Origin of the sequence: Bacillus sp. D7-8 (genome assembly GCF_052055895.1) — a bacterium.
GTDB lineage: Bacteria > Bacillota > Bacilli > Bacillales > Bacillaceae > Bacillus > Bacillus velezensis.
The window spans coordinates 143495-162500 of record NZ_CP179922.1 but is presented as its reverse complement, the minus strand read 5'-3'; the positions used below and the strand labels follow the sequence as shown (position 1 = coordinate 162500).

Here is a 19006-nt window from a genome sequence, read left to right as displayed (position 1 = left end):
AATTAAACCACATGCTCCACCGCTTGTGCGGGCCCCCGTCAATTCCTTTGAGTTTCAGTCTTGCGACCGTACTCCCCAGGCGGAGTGCTTAATGCGTTAGCTGCAGCACTAAGGGGCGGAAACCCCCTAACACTTAGCACTCATCGTTTACGGCGTGGACTACCAGGGTATCTAATCCTGTTCGCTCCCCACGCTTTCGCTCCTCAGCGTCAGTTACAGACCAGAGAGTCGCCTTCGCCACTGGTGTTCCTCCACATCTCTACGCATTTCACCGCTACACGTGGAATTCCACTCTCCTCTTCTGCACTCAAGTTCCCCAGTTTCCAATGACCCTCCCCGGTTGAGCCGGGGGCTTTCACATCAGACTTAAGAAACCGCCTGCGAGCCCTTTACGCCCAATAATTCCGGACAACGCTTGCCACCTACGTATTACCGCGGCTGCTGGCACGTAGTTAGCCGTGGCTTTCTGGTTAGGTACCGTCAAGGTGCCGCCCTATTTGAACGGCACTTGTTCTTCCCTAACAACAGAGCTTTACGATCCGAAAACCTTCATCACTCACGCGGCGTTGCTCCGTCAGACTTTCGTCCATTGCGGAAGATTCCCTACTGCTGCCTCCCGTAGGAGTCTGGGCCGTGTCTCAGTCCCAGTGTGGCCGATCACCCTCTCAGGTCGGCTACGCATCGTTGCCTTGGTGAGCCGTTACCTCACCAACTAGCTAATGCGCCGCGGGTCCATCTGTAAGTGGTAGCCGAAGCCACCTTTTATGTCTGAACCATGCGGTTCAAACAACCATCCGGTATTAGCCCCGGTTTCCCGGAGTTATCCCAGTCTTACAGGCAGGTTACCCACGTGTTACTCACCCGTCCGCCGCTAACATCAGGGAGCAAGCTCCCATCTGTCCGCTCGACTTGCATGTATTAGGCACGCCGCCAGCGTTCGTCCTGAGCCAGGATCAAACTCTCCGATAAAGTAGTTTGACTGACTACGCACATCGCTGTGCGATTTATTTAAAACTTTGAATTAACAGGTACGTTTTGTCTTGTTTAGTTTTCAAAGATCATTACCGCTTGTTGAAGCAGCTTTATTAGCTTACCACTCAGCTTCTTTTATGTCAACAACTTTTTTCAAGTTGTTTCCGAAGCTTTTTGTTGTTGTCTGCTGTTCATCAGCGACGTTTAATAATATACCATGCATTCGTTGAATTTAGCAAGTGTTTTTTTCATTTTTTTTAAAACGTATTTCGTTATATTCATCTCCGCCGCGGCATACGATGTAATCAAGCATGGACAAGATAAGGAGGCGTCATCAGTGAATCACTTCTACGTATGGCACATCAGAAGGATAAAACAGCTGCTTATTATTATCATTGCCGCATTTGCAGCAGCCAGCTTTTTTTATATACAGAGAGCCGTCCCCCTTCCTGTATTTTTAACTGATAGCGGCCCGAAGGCTATTTCAAAAGGGGAGACGAAAGCGGGCGAAGTCGCATTAACATTCGATATCAGCTGGGGCGATGAAAAGGCGGTTCCGATTCTGAACGCGCTAAAAGCAAACGGTATTAAAAACGCCACTTTTTTTCTGTCAGCTTCTTGGGCGGAACGGCACCCGGACACGGTTGAACGTATGGTAAAAGACGGACATCAAATAGGCAGCATGGGATATGCGTATAAGAATTATACCAACCTAGAGGACAATGAAATAAAAAAAGATATCCTCCGGGCCCAGACCGCATTTAAAAAGCTGGGTGTGAAGAATGTTCATTTACTCCGCCCGCCGACCGGACAATTTAATAAAAAGGTTCTTACCATTGCACAGCAGTACCACTATTCAGTGGTTCATTACAGCGTTAACTCGCAGGATTGGACAAATCCCGGCCCTGATAAAATCATTGAAAATGTAAACAGTCATATAAAAGGCGGCGACATTGTCCTGCTGCACGCCTCTGATTCAGCAACACAGACTGAAGAAGCGCTCCCCGCCATCATCCACAATTTAAAGCAAAAAGGACTGAAAAACGTGACCGTCGGCGACCTGATCGCAAATACTGACGTCAAGTCATCAGAAGTGAAATAATTACCTCTGGGCAAACTTCGGCAGCATTAACAGCTGAAACGCATTGCAGCCCATCAGCGGAATCAGCATCAAATAAAGCCAGTCCTCATTATTCACTCGTAGCGCAGGAACCCATTCAAGCGCTGTAATAACAACCATTAAAAATAATGATGAAACGAACGTATTTTTTGAGGACTGCTTTTGTTTTATATATGCCGTCAACAGGCCGACGGCAAGCAGAGCCAGCGGCAGCCAGACAAACCCTGCAATCGAGTCATCCCGCTCTCCGAAAAACAAAAATCTGACGTACATTAAATCAAAAGCGACAAACAGAATGATAAACAGCTGAAGCAGATTCCAAAGCGAGCTTGATCTGAGAATTTCAAGGGCAAACCGGTGCACCGTAAGAAAAACGAAGAATCCCATCTGGCTGATCACACTGAAAATCATGCCTACCCCGATAAACCAGATCAGAACGGAGAAAATCTGACCGGCCTCAAAATTCAGAAAGAACCCCTTGTACTCCCCCCACTTCAGAGCAAATCCCACGACGCTTGTAATAAGAGCGCCCACAGCTAAAATCGAAAAGAAAAATCGAACAAGCCCGCGGCTTTTCATCTCTTATTCATCCCCCTGACAATCGCGTTCAGCGATATTTTGTTATGTATAAATCCATTCCGATGAATCATATTAAAAATAAGTACAAGTAAGGAAGGAGCTTATGCATGTCAAAAGCCAAAACGCTATTGATAAGCTGTTTTGTTTTATTATCTGTAACAGCTTGTGCTCCAAAAGACCAAGCAGCGGATATGGATTATGACCAGACTAAAAAAATGGTTGTTGATATATTAAAGACCGATGATGGAAAAAAGGCAATTAAGGAAATATTAAATGATGATGCGATGAATGAGGCATTGGTGATTGATCAAAATGCCGTTAAAGGCACAATAGAGAAAACCCTCACCTCTAAAAAAGGGGCGGAGTTCTGGAAAACCATCTTTGAAGACTCAAAATTCGCCGAGAGCTTTGCAAAAACTCTTCAGCCCGAGCATGAAAAAATCATAAAAAAACTGATGAAAGACCCTGATTATCAGAAAAGTTTTATGCAGATCATGCAGGACCCCGGCATGGATAAAAAATACTATGAGCTGGTGAAAAGCCAAAAGTTCCGCAGTTACTTAGAAGATGTAATTACAGAGACACTTTCCAGCCCGCTTTTCAAAAAGCAATTCGAGGATGAATTAAAAAAAGCAGCTTCAAGCTCTGAAAAAGAAAGCCAATAAAAGGCCGGGCCGTGTTGATCCCGGCCCCTTTTTTATTCAGCTGTTTTTTCAATGACTTTCTGGGCGATCCCCATATAAATTTCCCCGATCGGATGACTTCTGTCATAGACAGAAGGCGCAAACTGATCCTTGTCCCAATCAGGCTGTTTTAAAGGAATTCTGCCAAGCAGCGGCACTTGCAATTCCTCCGCAAGCTTATCTCCCCCGCCTTGACCGAACACATATTCTCTCTCGCCGGTTTTTGCACTTTCATAGTAAGCCATATTTTCAATGACCCCTACAACTTCATGATCGGTCTTAATCGCCATAGAACCCGCTCTCGCCGCTACAAATGCGGCTGTAGGGTGCGGCGTTGATACGATAATCTCTTTGCAGCTCGGAAGCATCGTGTGTACATCGAGCGCCACATCACCCGTGCCGGGCGGCAGATCGAGAACGATATAGTCAACCTCTCCCCAGTCAACTTCATGGAAGAAGTTATTCAGCATCTTGCCCAGCATCGGCCCTCTCCACACAACCGGAGCGTTTTCTTCGACGAAAAAGCCCATCGACATAACCTTTACTCCAAATCTTTCGACAGGAAGCAGTTTTTCTCCTTCTACTGTCGGACGAACTGTAATACCCATCATGTCCGGCACGCTGAATCCGTATATATCCGCGTCGATCAAGCCGACTTTTTTTCCGAGCCGCGCAAGAGAAATGGCCAGGTTGACGGAAACCGTTGATTTGCCGACACCGCCTTTTCCGCTTGCCACCGCAAGAAAGACCGGCGGATGTTTCCTATTCAGCAGGGTTTCGCTTTCAGCAGCCGGCCGGCTGAATTTCGCCAATGTTTCTTCCGGCAGCTCTTCAAACCGCAGTCCCACAGTTTCCGCACCCGCTTCTTTCAGAACGGATACGATTTCCTGCTGAACACCCATCTGTTCAGCCGTCCCCGTTTTTGCCAATGCAATTTTCACACTGACATGCCGTTTTTCCGGCTTGATCTTTACTTCTTTAATGGCATCCAATTCTCCCAGCGGTCTATGAAGAAAAGGTTCGCGCATGTTTCCGACTATATTTCTTACTTCATCTTCTCTTATCATCGAACCCTCACCCTTTGTGTATTCGTTTACAAATGGTATTATACCATATATTATACATAGAATCGGCGAAAAACCCTCCTTACTCAGGAGGGTCTCCTTTCTCGGTGAAGTATCTCAATACGCCCTTATACACGGAAGAAGCGATTTTGTCCTGATATTTGGGCTGGCCGAGCCTTTTCGCTTCCGCGGGATTGGACAGAAATCCGATCTCCACCAGCGCGCCCGGTTTGGTTACATTCTGCATTAAGTAAATGCCGTGTATCCGTTTCGCCTTTCTCGTTGTATTCTCCAAATTGATTCTCAATTCGTCCTGTATATATTTTGCCACTTTTTCATTTTCTTCGTATTTTCCATAGTAGAAGCTTTGGGCGCCGCTCCATCTCGGTGACGGTATGGCGTTCAGATGAATGCTGATATAAAGCTCCGCCTCTGAACGGTTGATGATCTCCACGCGCTTTCTCAGATCTTCCGCTTTGCGTCTGCTGTAGCCTTTCGTCCCTTCAGGAGCTAAATCAGTATCCGTCTCCCGCGTCATAATGACCAAAGCCCCCTGCTCCTGCAAATAGTCTCTGACCCTGGAGGCCACTTCGAGAGTAATGTCCTTTTCAAGGTGACTGCCTCCCGTGGCGCCTCCGTCCGGCCCGCCGTGTCCCGGATCGAGATAGATGATTTTCCCGCTCAGCGGCAGACTCCACGGCCGCCAGGAATCATCATTATGGAATTGAAACCGGAATAAACACAATAATATGATAAAGCCAAGTAAAAAACCGAGCCATTTCAGCTTTTTTGTCATACCTTTCCCTCCCGCTTGTCCCCGTTATTAATAAGTATGGGACAAGGGAAGAAATTATGATTACCTCATGCGGAGCTTACATTGTTTTTCTCTTTGCAGAAATCCTTCCGTCCACCAGCTGTTGATAAACCGGCAGGACGCTTCATAGATTTCTTTTTGTTTAACGGAAGAATATTGCTCATGCGTCCAATTGCAAAGATATTCAAAAAAATCGACCGTCAGTTCTTCCTCTTCTTCAGCCGAACGGGCGTTTGCCCTCTGCAAAGACTCACCATAATAGCCAAAGACGCCGAACCGGCCGCCTAATAAATACGCTTCAATTGCAAAATCTATGCATCCTTCACTCAGAATGCCGTTTTCGTCTTGAAGAAAGGGAAACAAAGGGGTAAGACATGCTTTTACGGACTGAATGATCTGCGTCAGTGACAGCTCCTTTAGTAAACTCTTCTCAAGCTCAAAATCCTTCTGCCGTTTCACGTCTGAAAAAGATAATACTTCTGCCATTGCCAGCCACGCTCCTTTTTACTGTTATTTTGAAAGGAAAAGGGAAAAAGCATGCTTTGTTGATAGTGGAAATCCTCCCAAATGAAGGAGTTATATGTTAACTGGAAGAATAAAGAGCTGAGGTGACGTGATGAAAAAGCTGTTTCAATACAATTGGACGGTGCGTGACGAGTGGTTTATGATATGTGAAAAGCTGAGCCGGGAGGAACTGACGAAAACCCGGACGGGCGGAATGGAGAGCATCTTGCGGACTTTATTTCATATCATTGATGTAGAGATCAGCTGGGCTCGTGCCATTTTAGGTAAAGATGATGTTTTACCTGCTCAGTCTGACTATACGAGCATTCAGGATCTCAGAAAGCTGTCTGAACAGTATCGGGAGGATGTCATTCATACGGTCTCCCTCAAAGGACCGGATCTTGTTAAGCCGGACTGGATGGACCAAACCTTTCCTAAAGAAGATATTCTCCGCCACATCCTTGCGCATGAGATTCACCATATGGGACAACTGTCTGTTTGGGCCAGAGACATTGGAATAGAAACGGTTTCGGCTAATGTGATCAGCCGTCCGCAGGAAAAAGCCGCAAAAAAACAGCACCTCTGACGGGATGCCGTTTTTATATTTTAATGCTTCTTGTTACGGAGTATGTATTAATGTATTCATCCAGCACGAGGCCGCCTTTGTCCTCGTAAAAACCGGCAACCATGAAGCCTGCGTCAATCTGACCTTTAATTTGATCCTCCAGCGTATGGCCGAATTCAAGCGCTTCATGATTATCAATAAGTTCCTTTACCTTTTTCTTACTCAGGTCTTTTTCATCCGAAAACGGAATGGAATACTTTACTTTTAGTACGCCTTCCTGCTCTAAATCCATATCAAATAAGAACACGACGGGATTTACAAAACCGGAGACTAAAGACCCGCCTTTTTTCAATACGCGATGAGCTTCTTTCCATACCGGAAGAACCGTATCAACAAAGCAATTCGATACCGGGTGCACGATAAAATCAAATGACTCATCATCAAAACAGCTCAGATCATTCATGCTGCCTTTGACAGTCCGAAGCGTAAGATCGTCCCGCTCGGCAACCATTCTGTCTTGCGCAAGCTGTTTTTCCGAATTGTCAAAGATGGTCACGTCCGCTCCTGCAGCAGCAAGGACCGGCCCTTGCTGTCCTCCTCCTGAAGCGAGACAAAGAACCTTCAGACCGTCTATGAGCGGAAACCAATCCGCCGGCACATCTTTTCCGGGGGTCATTCTGATGCTCCAATTGCCTTTTTTCGCTTCACCAATCGTATGAGAATCAACCGCAACCGTCCATTCATTGCCTGTTTCGACTTTTTTATCCCATGCCTTGCTGTTATGTATGACTAACTTATTCATTATAACTGCGCTCCTTATTGGTAATGAATAGAGTATAACAAACAATTCTAGAAAAACATCGGATAACCTCTTGAATATGAGAAAAAAATACAAAAAAACCACAACCAAGAAGTTGTGGTTTTTGCCATCCAAAACGATTAACGTTTTGAGAACTGAGGTGCACGACGAGCGCCTTTAAGACCGTATTTTTTACGTTCTTTCATACGAGCGTCACGAGTCAGAAGACCAGCACGTTTAAGTGTTGCACGGTATTCTGGATCTGCTTCAAGCAAAGCACGAGCGATACCATGACGGATTGCTCCAGCTTGACCAGATAAGCCGCCTCCATGTACGTTTACTAAAACATCATAAGTACCAGCTGTTTCAGTTAAAGTTAATGGTTGTTTGATATCTTCGATTAGAGCTGGAGATGGAATGTGCTCGCTGATTTCACGATTATTAACGACGATACGACCTTCACCTGGAACTAAGCGCACACGCGCTACAGAACTTTTACGACGGCCAGTACCGTAATATTGAACCTGTGCCAAATTGGTAACCTCCTTTTTAATTAACCGCGAAGTTCGTAAACTTCAGGTTTTTGTGCTTCATGTGGATGCTCAGAACCACGGTATACGTTCAATTTCTTGAACATTTGACGACCTAGAGAACCTTTTGGAAGCATGCCTTTGATAGCAAGCTCAAGCATTTTCTCAGGGTAGTTTGTACGCATTTCAAGAGCAGTTCTTGATTTTAATCCGCCTGGATGTTGAGTGTGACGGTAGTAGATTTTGTCAGTTAACTTTTTACCAGTTAACTCGATTTTTTCAGCGTTGATGATGATCACATGATCTCCAGTATCAACGTGCGGTGTGTAAGTCGGTTTGTGTTTCCCGCGAAGGATAGATGCAACTTCTGTAGAAAGACGTCCTAAAGTCTTGCCTGCTGCATCAACAACTAACCACTTGCGTTCAATAGTACTTGCGTTAGCCATAGGTGTTGTACGCATTGAATTTCCCTCCTAAATGATCTGTCATTTTCAATAATCTTCGATTACGTTCTATTTCACAACACAATAAGTTCCGGGGCTTATCGTGGGGTTGAAATACATACCATATGATATCTTATAACTTTATGCAGACTCTGTCAAGAAAATGTTACACCTGGTTTAGTTGTCATAGCAAACGCTCCATAAATACAGCCCGTGCCCCGGTGCGGTGCGCCCCGCGGCTTCGCGATCCTTCGCTTCGAGCATTGCTTTTACATCATCGGGAGAAAATTTTCCAGCTCCTGTATCCAATAACGTTCCGGCAATGATTCTGACCATATTATAGAGAAAACCGTTACCGGTGATCCGCATCTGCAGGCCGTCTACGGTCTCAGTCCAATCCAGCTCGTAAATCGTTCTGACTTTATCCTGAACCGCGGTATCAGCCGCGCAAAAGCTTGTGAAATCATGTGTCCCGACGAGGTGCCTTGAAGCTTCCCTCATTTTCTGCACATTAAGCGGATATGCAAAATGGTAAGCGTAATGTCGTTTAAATACGTCCGGGTGTTTCTCCGTATATACAAAGTAGCGATATTCCTTTTGGACCGCGCTAAATCGTGCATGGAACCCATCATCCGCAATCTCTGCTGTTTTGACGGCAATATCATCAGGCAGCAGGGCATTGAGCGCAAACGGCCATTTCTCACCCGGGATGGACAGCGGCGTATCAAAATGAATGACCTGCCCGGCAGCATGAACATCGCTGTCCGTGCGGCCGGATGAGTAAACAGGCACTCTGCCGTCCGTTTTATGGATGACAGCCAGCGCTTTTTCCAATTCACTTTGAACGGTCCGCTTTCCAGGCTGGACCTGATATCCGTTAAATAAATGCCCGTCATAAGCAATGGTACATTTCACTCTCATTCAGCAGCACCTCTAACTTCTTAAGAAAAACAATAACACGGCTAATACGATGATAAGCAGAATAGCTCCGGTATCCTTTCCGGTCCAGACGAGCTTTCTGTATTTCGTTCTCCCCTCACCGCCCTGGTAGCCTCTCGCCTCCATGGCGACCGCGAGCTCTTCCGCGCGTTTAAAGGCGCTGACAAACAGCGGGACAAGCAGCGGAACAACCGCTTTGATTCTGTCTTTCACCGGGCCGCTTGTAAAGTCCGCACCCCTCGCCATTTGCGCCTTCATGATTTTATCTGTCTCTTCCATCAATGTAGGGATAAATCGCAATGATATCGACATCATCAATGCGAGTTCGTGTACGGGCAGCTTCACCTTTTTAAAAGGATTCAGGAGCTGCTCCAGTCCATCCGTTATTTCAATCGGCGTTGTTGTCAGCGTCAGCAGCGTCGTCATAAAGATAAGGTAAACGAAACGGAGGGAGATAAAAATACCCTGTATAAGTCCGCCCTCATACACTTTAAACCAGCCAAGCTGAAAAATGACAGATCCTTCATGCGTCATGAAAATGTGTAATAAAAAGGTAAACGCCACAATCCAGATAATCGGCTTAAGCCCCTTCAGCAAAAAGCTGAACGGCACGCGAGTCAAGGCGATCACCCCGAATGTAAACAAACCGAGCAAAGCGTACGTCTGTACGTTGTTTGCCAAAAAGACGATACATACAAAAAGAAAAATGCTGACAAGTTTTGTTCGCGGGTCCAATCGGTGAATAAGCGATGATCCGGGAACATACTTTCCGATAATCATGCTGTCCATCATTGGTCCTTTTCCTCCTGAAAGAAAGCCTTAATTTCACTGGCGGCATCCTGCAGGGTCAGCATGGGTTTTTCATACTTGACTCCGAGAGCCTTCTCAAGCCGTCTCTGAAACTTCACCGATTCAGGAAGATCCAGTCCCATTTCGGACATCTCTTCACCTTTTACAAACAAGTCACGCGGACTCCCCGTCGCTTTAATGGTTCCTTTGTGCATGACGATCATCTCGTCGGCATAACGGGCGGCGTCCTCCATGCTGTGGGTGACGAGAACGGTAGTCAGGTTTCCCCGCTGATGAAGCGCATAGAACATGTCCATAATTTCCTGGCGCCCTCTCGGATCAAGACCGGCCGTCGGTTCATCCAAAACCAGCACTTCCGGCTCCATCGCGAGAACGCCGGCAATCGCCACTCTGCGCATCTGGCCGCCGCTGAGCTCAAATGGTGAACGATCCAAAATGTCTTCCGGAAGGCCCACAAGCCCCAGCATTTCTTTTGCTTTCCGTTCAGCGTCTTCTTTTTTTACACCGAAATTCATCGGTCCGAATGCGATGTCCTTCAGCACAGTCTCTTCAAACAGCTGATGTTCGGGAAATTGGAAAACGATTCCGACTTTTTTTCGCAAAGTCTTAAGGTCTTTATTCTTTTTACCGGCTGCCAGAATCGTGCTCTCGAGTTCAAGCTGTCCTTTAGTCGGTTTCAGCAAACCGTTTAAATGCTGCAGGAGCGTCGATTTGCCCGATCCTGTATGCCCGATGACGGCAACGTAGCTGCCCTCTTTTATCACGGCATTGATATCATACAGAGCCAGCCGTTCAAACGGTGTCTTCATTTGATAGCGGTGTTCTACATCTTTGATTTTAATGTCCACAGCTCATTCACCAGCCCTTCCTGAGTCAGATGGTTTTTCGTTAACGCCAGTCCGCTTTCTTTCAAAAGCAGGCTGAGCTGGAATGAGAAAGGCAAATCAAGACCGATGCGAACCAAGTCTTCGTTTAATTTAAAAATCTCTTCAGGCGTGCCCTCTGCATATTTCCTGCCGCCGTTCATCACAATGATCCTGTCCGCCCTTGCGGCTTCTTCCAGGTCATGTGTTATCGAAATGACGGTGGCCATGCCCTGATCTTTTAAGCGTCTGACAGTATCAAGGACTTCTTCTCTCCCAATCGGGTCAAGCATGGATGTCGCTTCATCCAAAATCATAATATCAGGACGCGCGGCAATAATTCCCGCGATCGCCACTCTTTGTTTTTGACCTCCGGAGAGATGGTGCGGCTCTTGATCAAGAAAATCCTGCATATTGACTTGTGTGACAGCCCAATCTACTCTCTCAATCATTTCTTCGCGCGGAACACCATTGTTTTCTAAACCAAAAGCCACATCATCGCGAACAGTCGTTCCGACAAATTGGTTATCGGGATTCTGAAAGACCATCCCTATTTTTTTTCGCACATCCCACACGGTATCCTCAGTCAGTTTGATGCCGCCGACTTCAATTTCTCCGGCCTCAGGCAAAATCAGCCCGTTCAGCGCTCTGGCCAAAGTCGACTTCCCTGAACCGTTGTGGCCTACGATAGCAAGCCATTCTCCTTCGTATACCTCCAGACTCACACCGTCCAGCGCCGGTCTTTCTGCATCTTTGCGGTAGCGGAATAGAATGTCTTTTACGGATATAAGCTGTTTTTGATCCACGGGCGCCTGACCTCCTCTCAGCTATAGCTCTGCTTTTCTGTCTCATGATAAAAAGTTCTGATATCTAAAAAAAGGGCATAGATCCAGTTAGAAACTGTCCCGCCCTTCTTTAGATACACAAAAATATGTGATTAAACCAATTCGATGATTGCCATTGGTGCACCGTCACCACGGCGAGGACCAAGCTTCATAATACGTGTGTATCCGCCTTGGCGCTCCTCGTAACGAGTTGCAATGTCAGAGAATAATTTTTGAAGTGCATCTTGGTTATTTTCTTCATTAGCAACCTCGTTGCGAATGTATGCAGCTGCTTGACGACGAGCATGCAAGTCACCGCGCTTACCAAGAGTGATCATCTTTTCAACAACAGAGCGAAGTTCTTTCGCACGTGTTTCAGTTGTTTCAATTCTTTCGTTGATGATCAAATCTGTTGTAAGATCACGAAGCATAGCTTTACGCTGTGAACTCGTACGTCCTAGTTTTCTGTATGACATGTGATGTCCCCTCCTTTAATGGAATGCTGTTTCTAAATAAAAAACACACGAAAATCCTAGTTCACATGGAAACTAGATCAATCGTCTTTGCGAAGGCCGAGTCCAAGTTCTTCTAGTTTCGCTTTCACTTCTTCAAGTGATTTGCGTCCCAGGTTGCGAACTTTCATCATATCTTCTTCCGTCTTGTTCGCAAGTTCTTGAACCGTGTTAATGCCCGCACGCTTCAAGCAGTTGTAAGAACGGACAGAAAGGTCAAGTTCCTCAATCGTCATTTCAAGAACTTTTTCTTTTTGATCCTCTTCTTTTTCAACCATGATTTCAGCATGCTGAGCTTCGTCAGTTAAACCGACGAATATATTAAGGTGTTCAGTTAAAATCTTTGAACCGAGAGCAATTGCTTCCTTCGGTCCAGTGCTTCCGTCAGTCCAAACATCAAGTGTAAGTTTGTCATAGTTTGCAACCTGGCCTACACGAGTGTTTTCTACCTGATAAGATAAACGAGAAACTGGCGTAAAGATTGAATCGATCGGAATCACGCCGATTGGCTGATCGTCTCTTTTGTTCGAATCAGCAGGTGTATACCCACGTCCTCTTTGTGCAGTAAGGCGAACTCGGAAACTCGCATTCTCACCAAGAGTCGCAATATGAAGATCCGGATTAAGGATTTCAACATCGCTGTCGTGTGTAATATCAGCTGCTGTGACAGTTCCTTCGCCCTGTACATCAATTTCAAGCGTCTTCTCTTCATCAGAGTAGATTTTCAATGCAAGCTTTTTAATGTGCAAGATTATCGTTGTAACATCTTCCACAACGCCTTCGATTGTCGAGAATTCGTGCAGTACACCATCTATCTGGATCGATGTTACAGCGGCACCAGGGAGTGAGGATAAGAGGATACGACGTAAGGAGTTACCCAGAGTTGTACCATATCCACGCTCAAGCGGCTCTACGACAAACTTACCAAATTTGGCATCGTCGCTGATTTCAACCGTTTCGATTTTTGGTTTTTCAATCTCGATCATTACTTAAAACCCTCCTTCAAAACGTCGAAACCTCGAATAGAATCATATGAGATTCCATCCGAAATTCCCCATTGTTTAGTCCCGTATGTGCTCAGGCAACGAGTCGGTGCATTCGTTTCATAAATAACTGTATCATAACCCATTATTGACAGGGACACAAAATCTATACAAACAAATTACACGCGGCGACGTTTTGGTGGACGGCATCCATTATGAGGAACAGGAGTTACGTCTCTGATAGCTGTAACTTCAAGCCCGGCAGCTTGTAAAGCACGGATTGCAGCTTCACGGCCAGAACCTGGTCCTTTAACAGTTACTTCAAGAGTTTTAAGTCCGTGTTCGATTGAACCTTTAGCAGCTGTTTCAGCAGCCATTTGCGCAGCAAAAGGAGTAGATTTACGAGAACCTCTGAATCCTAGAGCTCCGGCACTTGACCAAGAAAGAGCATTACCATGAGTATCAGTGATCGTAACGATCGTGTTGTTGAAAGTTGAACGAATATGAGCGATTCCTGACTCAATATTCTTTTTCACGCGACGTTTACGCGTGTTTTGTTTACGAGCAGCAGCCATTGTTTAGGTACCTCCCTTACTTATTTTTTCTTGTTAGCTACAGTACGACGCGGACCTTTACGAGTACGCGCATTGTTTTTAGAGTTTTGTCCGCGAACAGGCAAACCTCTGCGATGGCGGATTCCGCGGTAGCTTCCGATTTCGATCAGACGCTTGATGTTAAGAGAAACTTCACGGCGAAGGTCACCTTCTACTTTCAGTTTGTCAATAACATCACGGATTTTACCAAGTTCTTCTTCAGTAAGATCACGCACACGAGTATCTTCAGAAACACCAGCCTCTTTCAAGACTTGCTGAGCCGTTGTGCGGCCAATTCCGAAGACATATGTTAAAGAAATAACAACACGTTTGTCACGTGGGATATCTACACCAGCAATACGAGCCATTCTCTGGGCACCTCCTTATTAATTATCCTTGTTTTTGTTTATGCTTTGGATTTTCACAGATCACCATTACTTTTCCTTTTCTGCGAATAACTTTACATTTCTCGCAGATTGGTTTAACTGATGGTCTCACTTTCATGTGTTTCCAACCTCCTTCAGTTTCCGGAGTGCTTTATTTGTAACGGTACGTAATCCTGCCACGAGTTAAGTCATATGGAGATAATTCTACCGTAACTTTGTCTCCAGGTAAAATGCGAATGAAGTGCATGCGGATTTTACCAGATACGTGAGCCAAAACCGTATGGCCATTTTCGAGTTCAACTTTGAACATCGCGTTTGGCAGTGTTTCGACAATCGTACCTTCCACTTCAATTACATCGTCTTTCGCCATTCAAGTGTTCTCCCTTCTTCAAATCAGTAACTTGCTCTCTGACAAATTTCAAAAGAGAAAATCTCAGTTATCCGTTTGTCACACGCCCTGTTTCGTTTATACTGTTCTGAACTTCCGGAGATACGCAATCATAAAGGGTGAATGATTGATATTCTTTTTCTAAGGAGAATGAAATGTACGCTTTTCTCCGTCTGCTTTAGTACACGATGATGAATCTTCATTCCGGTGACAGCAGCTAGCCGGTTTTTCTTCCGACCAATTGTAAACCTACAATCTGCCCAGGTGCGGAATGAAAAACATATGTCATGGAATTCATTTCATCATCTAGACTTTTGTCAGTATATCAAAACCCGTTTCCGTAATCGCAATCGTATGTTCAAAATGAGCACACTTTTTCCCATCTACCGTTACAACCGTCCAGTTATCAGCCAATGTTTTCACATATCGGCTGCCAGCGTTAACCATCGGTTCTATAGCGAGAACCAAACCAGGCTTCAGCCTAGGTCCTTTGTTTGGCGGACCGTAATGAGGAATTTGCGGATCCTCATGCAAGTCTTGACCAACACCATGTCCGACATACTCCCTAACAACTGAAAACTGCTCATTTTCGACATACGTTTGTATTGCGTGGGAAATATTCGACAAACGTTCACCTGGTTTTGCTTCCTTCAAGCCTTTATATAAAGACTCCTCTGTTACTTCCAGCAGTCGTTTATCATCATCACTGATGTTTCCTACCGGATATGTCCAAGCAGAGTCACCATGATAACCATTTAATTTAGCACCGATATCAATGCTGATAATGTCACCGTCACGCAAAACCCTTTTACCGGGAATTCCGTGAACGAGTTCTTCATTAACTGATACACAGATGCTCCCGCGAAACCCATTATACCCCTTAAAAGATGGGATTGCACCATGCTTCTCAATAAAACGTTCGGCAATTTGATCCAATTCTTTTGTCGAGATTCCTGGTTTAATGTGCTTTTTCATCTCTTCATGAGTCAAAGCCACGATTCGCCCTGCTTCCCGCATGATGCCAAGCTCACGAGGGGTCTTACAGATAATCATTTGCTCAATCCTCCAAGAAGCTCTTTCACATCTTTGTACACGTCGTTAATGTCCTGCTGGCCATTGACGTTGACAAGATACCCTTTCTCAGAATAAAAATCGAGTAAAGGCTGAGTCTGCTTCATGTTGACCTCAAGCCGTTTTGAGACGGTTTCCTCATTATCATCTGCCCGTTGATAAAGGTCTCCTCCGTCTTTATCACAAACACCCGGCGTTTTCGGCGGATTGAAAACCAAATGATAGGTTGTGCCGCAAACACTGCAAATTCTGCGTCCAGTCAAACGTTCCATTAAAGAGTCTTTGTCTACTTTAATGTTAATGACATAATCAATCGGCTTGCCGTATTCCTCAAGAATGTTTTCAAGAGCTTCAGCCTGAGCGACTGTTCGCGGAAATCCGTCCAGAAGAAAACCTCTTTCACAATCATCTTTGCCGAGTCTTTCTTTGACAATGCCGATTGTGACTTCGTCCGGTACGAGCTCGCCTTTATCAATATAAGACTTTGCTTCGAGTCCGAGTGGTGTTTCTTCTTTCATAGCAGCACGGAACATATCTCCCGTTGAGATATGAGGTATCCCATAATCCTCAACAATTCGTTCTCCCTGTGTGCCTTTACCGGCTCCAGGAAGTCCCATTAAGACTAAGTTCATTCGGATTTCCCCCGTCCTCTCTTATTTAGAGGAATGGTTAAAACCAGTCCTCTAATTTTTCATAAATCCTCGGTAATTACGTTTCACTAACTGGCTCTCCAGCTGCTTCATTGTCTCCAAGGCTACCCCGACGACAATTAACAATGATGTTCCGCCAATCTGTGCACTTTGAGGCAATCCAGCGAATTGAATGAAAAAGATAGGAAGAATGGAAATCACGGCTAAGAATATAGAACCCACAAACGTAAGTCGATACAAAATGCTCGTAATTCTATCTTGAGTCATTTTCCCTGGACGAACCCCCGGGATATAGCCACCCTGTTTTTTTAGGTTATCAGCCATTTGTTCAGGGTTTACCTGCACAAAAGCATAGAAGTACGTAAAGGCGATAATTAATGCGACATAAACCGCCATGCCCACCGGATGTGTATTGTCAAAGTTGGCTTGAATCCACTTTGTCACATTGTTTTCTCCGAAAAATGACGCGATAGTACGCGGCGTAATAAGAAACGCAACCGCAAAGATTACCGGAATAACCCCTGCCGGATTCACTTTAAGCGGAAGGTGAGTTGACTGGCCTCCGCCAACAGGTGAACGACCTTGCCCTTTTGCATATTGAATTGCGATTTTGCGTACGGCCTGCTGAATGAAAATAACACCAACAATAACGGCCAAAATTGCAATCACCAGTAAAGCGATTTTTACAATATGAATAAACAGCTGATCGCTGCTGCCGACAAATTGAGTCTCATAAATCTGCCCAACAGTTTTCGGAATACTAGCCACAATCCCCGCGAAGATGATGATCGAAATTCCGTTACCTACTCCATTGGAAGTAATTTGTTCTCCCAGCCACATTAAAAAAGCAGTTCCTCCAGTGAGTACTAAAGCAATAATCAGATATGTCGATATGCCGGATTTTTCAATCAGCATACCGTTTGCCAGGTTGTTAAACCCGTAAGACATACCTAATGCCTGGATAAAACCAAGCACAATCGTAAAATATCTCGTGAACTGAGCTAATTTACGGCGGCCGACTTCACCTTGCTTAGACCACTCGGTAAACTTCGGCACAACATCCATCTGAAGCAGCTGAATGATGATTGAAGCAGTGATGTAAGGCGTAATTCCCATCGCAAAAATGGAGAACTGATAAAGCGCACCGCCGCCAAATGTATTAAGGAGATCAAAAACCCCCATCGAACTTTGTGTCTGCAACGCCTGAGCATTTACATATGGCACAGGGATAAACGCACCTATGCGAAAGACGATAAGCATGAGTAATGTAAAAATGATTTTATTCCGAATATCACTCACACGCATAAAGTTGGAGATTGTCTTAAACAAGTTAGATCACCTCAGCTGTACCGCCAGCAGCTTCAACAGCTTCTTTCGCAGAAGCAGAGAATTTATTGGCTTTTACAGTTAATTTTTTCTCTAATTTACCGTTGCCAAGAATCTTTACTCCTGCATTAAGTTTGCTAATAACACCAGTCTCAAGAAGAAGTTCAGGAGTGACTTCCGTTCCTTCCGCAAAACCGTTCAATTTGTCTACGTTCACAATAGCGTAATCCTTACGGTTGATGTTTGTAAAACCGCGTTTAGGAAGACGTTGGAATAAAGGCATTTGTCCCCCCTCGAATCCAGGGCGTACACCGCCGCCAGAACGAGCGTTTTGACCTTTGTGACCTTTACCAGCTGTTTTACCGTTACCAGAACCAATACCACGACCTACGCGATTGCGTACTTTACGTGAACCTTCTGAAGGCTTTAATTCATGAAGTTTCATTAGGACACCTCCTTAGCCTATAATTTATTTTTATTGTTCTTTAACAGAAACTAGATGAGATACTTTATTAATCATACCGCGGATCGCAGCGTTATCTTCATGAACGACAGTTTGGTTTGTTTTCTTTAAACCAAGTGTTCTTACAGTAACGCGCTGATCTTCCGGGCGACCGATTACACTGCGTTTGAGGGTAATTTCTAATTTAGCCATTAATGTTCCCTCCTTATCCTAACAGTTCTTCTACAGATTTTCCACGAAGCTTCGCAACCTCTTCAGCACGTTTAAGCTCACTTAAACCTTGAAGTGTTGCACGGATCATGTTGATCGGTGTGTTAGAACCTAAAGACTTAGAAAGGATATCAGCAACGCCAGCAAGCTCAAGTACCGCACGTACAGGGCCTCCAGCGATAACTCCAGTACCTTCAGAAGCAGGTTTCAACAAGATATTGCCTGCACCGAAACGTCCGATGATTTCGTGTGGAATCGTAGTTCCAACCATTGGTACTTCAATCAAATTCTTTTTCGCATCTTCAACAGCTTTGCGGATTGCTTCAGGTACTTCTTGTGCTTTACCAGTACCGAAACCTACGTGACCGTTTTTGTCACCGACAACGACTAGAGCTGCGAAACGGAAACGACGACCACCTTTAACAACTTTCGCTACGCGGTTAACCGTAACTAAGCGTTCTTCTAACTCTAATTTGCTTGGGTCAATACGACGCATAATCATGTGTCCCTCCTTTTTTTATTAAAATTTCAGTCCGGCTTCACGAGCTGCATCGGCCAGAGCTTTTACACGTCCATGGTATAAGTATCCGCCGCGGTCAAATACTACGTCAGAAACACCTTTCTCAGAAGCGCGTTTCGCAACGAGTTCACCGACTTTAGCAGCAGCAGCGCTGTCACCAGTGCTTTCCACGTTCAAATCTTTATCGAGAGTAGAGGCACTAGCAAGTGTAACGCCATTTACATCATCGATGATTTGAGCATAAATGTGTTTGTTTGAACGGAACACATTCAGACGAGGTCTTTCAGCTGTGCCTGAAAGTTTAGCACGAACACGGGCATGTCTTTTTTGACGAGCAGCATTTTTGCTAGTTTTCGTAATCATCCTTAGGTCACTCCTTTCTTCACTTTAAGCGG

Annotated in this window: 27 protein-coding genes, 1 rRNA gene and 1 pseudogene (1 of these 29 only partly in view); 3 read left to right on the top strand and 26 right to left on the bottom strand. The window is 45.1% G+C overall.

All coding sequences use genetic code 11. From position 1 onward, the window contains the following. Positions 1-969 (bottom strand): 16S ribosomal RNA (locus ACKTRM_RS00950); it reaches 581 nt to the left of the window's first position. Between the two features lie 340 nt (positions 970-1309). Between ACKTRM_RS00950 and pdaB the strand changes: the two genes are divergently transcribed. Beyond that, positions 1310-2074 (top strand): polysaccharide deacetylase family sporulation protein PdaB, encoded by a 765-nt coding sequence (gene pdaB / locus ACKTRM_RS00945; RefSeq protein ID WP_011996204.1) that lies wholly within the window; start codon positions 1310-1312, stop codon positions 2072-2074. Here pdaB and kbaA read toward each other — a convergent pair whose 3' ends face one another. Beyond that, on the bottom strand, positions 2075-2671 hold the full coding sequence (gene kbaA / locus ACKTRM_RS00940) for a KinB-signaling pathway activation protein (protein WP_007410420.1): 597 nt from the start codon (positions 2669-2671) through the stop codon (positions 2075-2077). A 107-nt stretch (positions 2672-2778) separates the two neighbouring features. Between kbaA and gerD the strand changes: the two genes are divergently transcribed. Further along, positions 2779-3336, top strand: a complete 558-nt coding sequence (gene gerD, locus ACKTRM_RS00935) for a spore germination lipoprotein GerD (protein WP_011996203.1) — start codon at positions 2779-2781, stop codon at positions 3334-3336. A 32-nt stretch (positions 3337-3368) separates the two neighbouring features. Here gerD and ACKTRM_RS00930 read toward each other — a convergent pair whose 3' ends face one another. From ACKTRM_RS00930 to ACKTRM_RS00920, 3 genes are all read right to left on the bottom strand, one after another. Continuing rightward, positions 3369-4421, bottom strand: a complete 1053-nt coding sequence (locus tag ACKTRM_RS00930; protein WP_011996202.1) for an Mrp/NBP35 family ATP-binding protein — start codon at positions 4419-4421, stop codon at positions 3369-3371. Between the two features lie 79 nt (positions 4422-4500). Then, complete coding sequence (gene cwlD, locus ACKTRM_RS00925; protein ID WP_007410417.1) at positions 4501-5214, bottom strand: N-acetylmuramoyl-L-alanine amidase CwlD; 714 nt, start codon at positions 5212-5214, stop codon at positions 4501-4503. Positions 5215-5274: 60 nt separating this feature from the next. Then, on the bottom strand, positions 5275-5718 hold the full coding sequence (locus ACKTRM_RS00920; RefSeq protein ID WP_011996201.1) for a DUF2521 family protein: 444 nt from the start codon (positions 5716-5718) through the stop codon (positions 5275-5277). Between the two features lie 130 nt (positions 5719-5848). Between ACKTRM_RS00920 and ACKTRM_RS00915 the strand changes: the two genes are divergently transcribed. Further along, on the top strand, positions 5849-6322 hold the full coding sequence (locus ACKTRM_RS00915; protein ID WP_011996200.1) for a DinB family protein: 474 nt from the start codon (positions 5849-5851) through the stop codon (positions 6320-6322). Between the two features lie 13 nt (positions 6323-6335). Here the strand turns inward: ACKTRM_RS00915 and ACKTRM_RS00910 are convergent, their stop codons facing one another. The 21 genes and pseudogenes from ACKTRM_RS00910 to rplR all read right to left on the bottom strand — a co-directional run bounded on the left by ACKTRM_RS00910 (position 6336) and on the right by rplR (position 18974). Further along, the gene (locus ACKTRM_RS00910) at positions 6336-7103 is read right to left on the bottom strand and encodes a class I SAM-dependent methyltransferase (RefSeq protein WP_011996199.1); all 768 of its coding nucleotides are present in this window, start codon (positions 7101-7103) and stop codon (positions 6336-6338) included. 137 nt (positions 7104-7240) lie between these two features. After that, a complete protein-coding gene (rpsI, locus tag ACKTRM_RS00905; RefSeq protein WP_003225846.1) occupies positions 7241-7633 on the bottom strand; it encodes a 30S ribosomal protein S9 in 393 nt (130 codons plus the stop codon). Between the two features lie 20 nt (positions 7634-7653). Beyond that, on the bottom strand, positions 7654-8091 hold the full coding sequence (gene rplM, locus ACKTRM_RS00900; protein WP_003225844.1) for a 50S ribosomal protein L13: 438 nt from the start codon (positions 8089-8091) through the stop codon (positions 7654-7656). A 159-nt stretch (positions 8092-8250) separates the two neighbouring features. After that, complete coding sequence (gene truA / locus ACKTRM_RS00895; protein ID WP_011996198.1) at positions 8251-8994, bottom strand: tRNA pseudouridine(38-40) synthase TruA; 744 nt, start codon at positions 8992-8994, stop codon at positions 8251-8253. 12 nt (positions 8995-9006) lie between these two features. Further along, on the bottom strand, positions 9007-9804 hold the full coding sequence (locus ACKTRM_RS00890) for an energy-coupling factor transporter transmembrane component T family protein (protein ID WP_011996197.1): 798 nt from the start codon (positions 9802-9804) through the stop codon (positions 9007-9009). Beyond that, positions 9801-10670 (bottom strand): energy-coupling factor ABC transporter ATP-binding protein, encoded by an 870-nt coding sequence (locus ACKTRM_RS00885; protein WP_023356672.1) that lies wholly within the window; start codon positions 10668-10670, stop codon positions 9801-9803. Before ACKTRM_RS00885 ends, ACKTRM_RS00890 begins: the two co-directional genes overlap by 4 nt. Next, entirely contained in the window at positions 10646-11491 is an 846-nt protein-coding gene (locus ACKTRM_RS00880) for an energy-coupling factor ABC transporter ATP-binding protein (protein WP_007615256.1), read from the bottom strand. Before ACKTRM_RS00880 ends, ACKTRM_RS00885 begins: the two co-directional genes overlap by 25 nt. Positions 11492-11622: 131 nt before the next feature. Then, entirely contained in the window at positions 11623-11985 is a 363-nt protein-coding gene (gene rplQ / locus ACKTRM_RS00875) for a 50S ribosomal protein L17 (protein ID WP_003156550.1), read from the bottom strand. Between the two features lie 77 nt (positions 11986-12062). Beyond that, a complete protein-coding gene (locus ACKTRM_RS00870) occupies positions 12063-13007 on the bottom strand; it encodes a DNA-directed RNA polymerase subunit alpha (protein ID WP_003156549.1) in 945 nt (314 codons plus the stop codon). 176 nt (positions 13008-13183) lie between these two features. After that, positions 13184-13579 (bottom strand): 30S ribosomal protein S11, encoded by a 396-nt coding sequence (gene rpsK / locus ACKTRM_RS00865; protein ID WP_007410409.1) that lies wholly within the window; start codon positions 13577-13579, stop codon positions 13184-13186. Positions 13580-13599: 20 nt separating this feature from the next. Then, positions 13600-13965: a 30S ribosomal protein S13 gene (gene rpsM / locus ACKTRM_RS00860; protein ID WP_003156545.1), complete on the bottom strand. Its 366-nt coding sequence runs from the start codon at positions 13963-13965 to the stop codon at positions 13600-13602. Between the two features lie 22 nt (positions 13966-13987). Continuing rightward, the gene (rpmJ, locus tag ACKTRM_RS00855; RefSeq protein WP_003156543.1) at positions 13988-14101 is read right to left on the bottom strand and encodes a 50S ribosomal protein L36; all 114 of its coding nucleotides are present in this window, start codon (positions 14099-14101) and stop codon (positions 13988-13990) included. A 33-nt stretch (positions 14102-14134) separates the two neighbouring features. Next, entirely contained in the window at positions 14135-14353 is a 219-nt protein-coding gene (infA, locus tag ACKTRM_RS00850; protein ID WP_003156508.1) for a translation initiation factor IF-1, read from the bottom strand. Beyond that, a pseudogene (locus ACKTRM_RS00845) lies at positions 14331-14655 on the bottom strand (KOW domain-containing RNA-binding protein). Before ACKTRM_RS00845 ends, infA begins: the two are co-directional and overlap by 23 nt. Before the next feature lie 22 nt (positions 14656-14677). Then, the gene (map, locus tag ACKTRM_RS00840) at positions 14678-15424 is read right to left on the bottom strand and encodes a type I methionyl aminopeptidase (RefSeq protein WP_440898457.1); all 747 of its coding nucleotides are present in this window, start codon (positions 15422-15424) and stop codon (positions 14678-14680) included. Further along, the gene (locus ACKTRM_RS00835) at positions 15421-16074 is read right to left on the bottom strand and encodes an adenylate kinase (RefSeq protein WP_007410407.1); all 654 of its coding nucleotides are present in this window, start codon (positions 16072-16074) and stop codon (positions 15421-15423) included. The genes map and ACKTRM_RS00835 overlap by 4 nt, the downstream gene beginning before the upstream one ends. A gap of 51 nt (positions 16075-16125) precedes the next feature. Further along, positions 16126-17421 carry a preprotein translocase subunit SecY gene (gene secY / locus ACKTRM_RS00830; protein ID WP_007615246.1) on the bottom strand — a complete coding sequence of 432 codons (1296 nt, stop codon included), beginning with the start codon at positions 17419-17421 and terminating at the stop codon, positions 16126-16128. A 1-nt stretch (position 17422) separates the two neighbouring features. Continuing rightward, positions 17423-17863, bottom strand: a complete 441-nt coding sequence (rplO, locus tag ACKTRM_RS00825; protein WP_007410405.1) for a 50S ribosomal protein L15 — start codon at positions 17861-17863, stop codon at positions 17423-17425. A 30-nt stretch (positions 17864-17893) separates the two neighbouring features. Continuing rightward, positions 17894-18073: a 50S ribosomal protein L30 gene (rpmD, locus tag ACKTRM_RS00820; RefSeq protein WP_003156497.1), complete on the bottom strand. Its 180-nt coding sequence runs from the start codon at positions 18071-18073 to the stop codon at positions 17894-17896. 13 nt (positions 18074-18086) lie between these two features. Then, positions 18087-18587, bottom strand: a complete 501-nt coding sequence (rpsE, locus tag ACKTRM_RS00815; RefSeq protein ID WP_003156493.1) for a 30S ribosomal protein S5 — start codon at positions 18585-18587, stop codon at positions 18087-18089. A 24-nt stretch (positions 18588-18611) separates the two neighbouring features. Further along, a complete protein-coding gene (gene rplR / locus ACKTRM_RS00810; RefSeq protein WP_003156492.1) occupies positions 18612-18974 on the bottom strand; it encodes a 50S ribosomal protein L18 in 363 nt (120 codons plus the stop codon). Positions 18975-19006 lie beyond the last annotated feature (32 nt).

Coding starts and splice junctions, on each gene's coding strand:
- ACKTRM_RS00910 (WP_011996199.1), bottom strand. CDS start 7,103: ATGAATAAGTTAGTCATACATAACAGCAAGGCATGGGATAAAAAAGTC.
- infA (WP_003156508.1), bottom strand. CDS start 14,353: ATGGCGAAAGACGATGTAATTGAAGTGGAAGGTACGATTGTCGAAACA.
- rplM (WP_003225844.1), bottom strand. CDS start 8,091: ATGCGTACAACACCTATGGCTAACGCAAGTACTATTGAACGCAAGTGG.
- ACKTRM_RS00890 (WP_011996197.1), bottom strand. CDS start 9,804: ATGATGGACAGCATGATTATCGGAAAGTATGTTCCCGGATCATCGCTT.
- truA (WP_011996198.1), bottom strand. CDS start 8,994: ATGAGAGTGAAATGTACCATTGCTTATGACGGGCATTTATTTAACGGA.
- rpmJ (WP_003156543.1), bottom strand. CDS start 14,101: ATGAAAGTGAGACCATCAGTTAAACCAATCTGCGAGAAATGTAAAGTT.
- ACKTRM_RS00835 (WP_007410407.1), bottom strand. CDS start 16,074: ATGAACTTAGTCTTAATGGGACTTCCTGGAGCCGGTAAAGGCACACAG.
- kbaA (WP_007410420.1), bottom strand. CDS start 2,671: ATGAAAAGCCGCGGGCTTGTTCGATTTTTCTTTTCGATTTTAGCTGTG.
- rpsK (WP_007410409.1), bottom strand. CDS start 13,579: ATGGCTGCTGCTCGTAAACAAAACACGCGTAAACGTCGCGTGAAAAAG.
- ACKTRM_RS00870 (WP_003156549.1), bottom strand. CDS start 13,007: ATGATCGAGATTGAAAAACCAAAAATCGAAACGGTTGAAATCAGCGAC.
- ACKTRM_RS00930 (WP_011996202.1), bottom strand. CDS start 4,421: ATGATAAGAGAAGATGAAGTAAGAAATATAGTCGGAAACATGCGCGAA.
- map (WP_440898457.1), bottom strand. CDS start 15,424: ATGATTATCTGTAAGACCCCTCGTGAGCTTGGCATCATGCGGGAAGCA.
- rpsE (WP_003156493.1), bottom strand. CDS start 18,587: ATGCGTCGTATTGACCCAAGCAAATTAGAGTTAGAAGAACGCTTAGTT.
- rpsM (WP_003156545.1), bottom strand. CDS start 13,965: ATGGCTCGTATTGCTGGTGTAGATATCCCACGTGACAAACGTGTTGTT.
- rpmD (WP_003156497.1), bottom strand. CDS start 18,073: ATGGCTAAATTAGAAATTACCCTCAAACGCAGTGTAATCGGTCGCCCG.
- cwlD (WP_007410417.1), bottom strand. CDS start 5,214: ATGACAAAAAAGCTGAAATGGCTCGGTTTTTTACTTGGCTTTATCATA.
- rplO (WP_007410405.1), bottom strand. CDS start 17,863: ATGAAACTTCATGAATTAAAGCCTTCAGAAGGTTCACGTAAAGTACGC.
- ACKTRM_RS00915 (WP_011996200.1), top strand. CDS start 5,849: ATGAAAAAGCTGTTTCAATACAATTGGACGGTGCGTGACGAGTGGTTT.
- gerD (WP_011996203.1), top strand. CDS start 2,779: ATGTCAAAAGCCAAAACGCTATTGATAAGCTGTTTTGTTTTATTATCT.
- ACKTRM_RS00920 (WP_011996201.1), bottom strand. CDS start 5,718: ATGGCAGAAGTATTATCTTTTTCAGACGTGAAACGGCAGAAGGATTTT.
- rplQ (WP_003156550.1), bottom strand. CDS start 11,985: ATGTCATACAGAAAACTAGGACGTACGAGTTCACAGCGTAAAGCTATG.
- rplR (WP_003156492.1), bottom strand. CDS start 18,974: ATGATTACGAAAACTAGCAAAAATGCTGCTCGTCAAAAAAGACATGCC.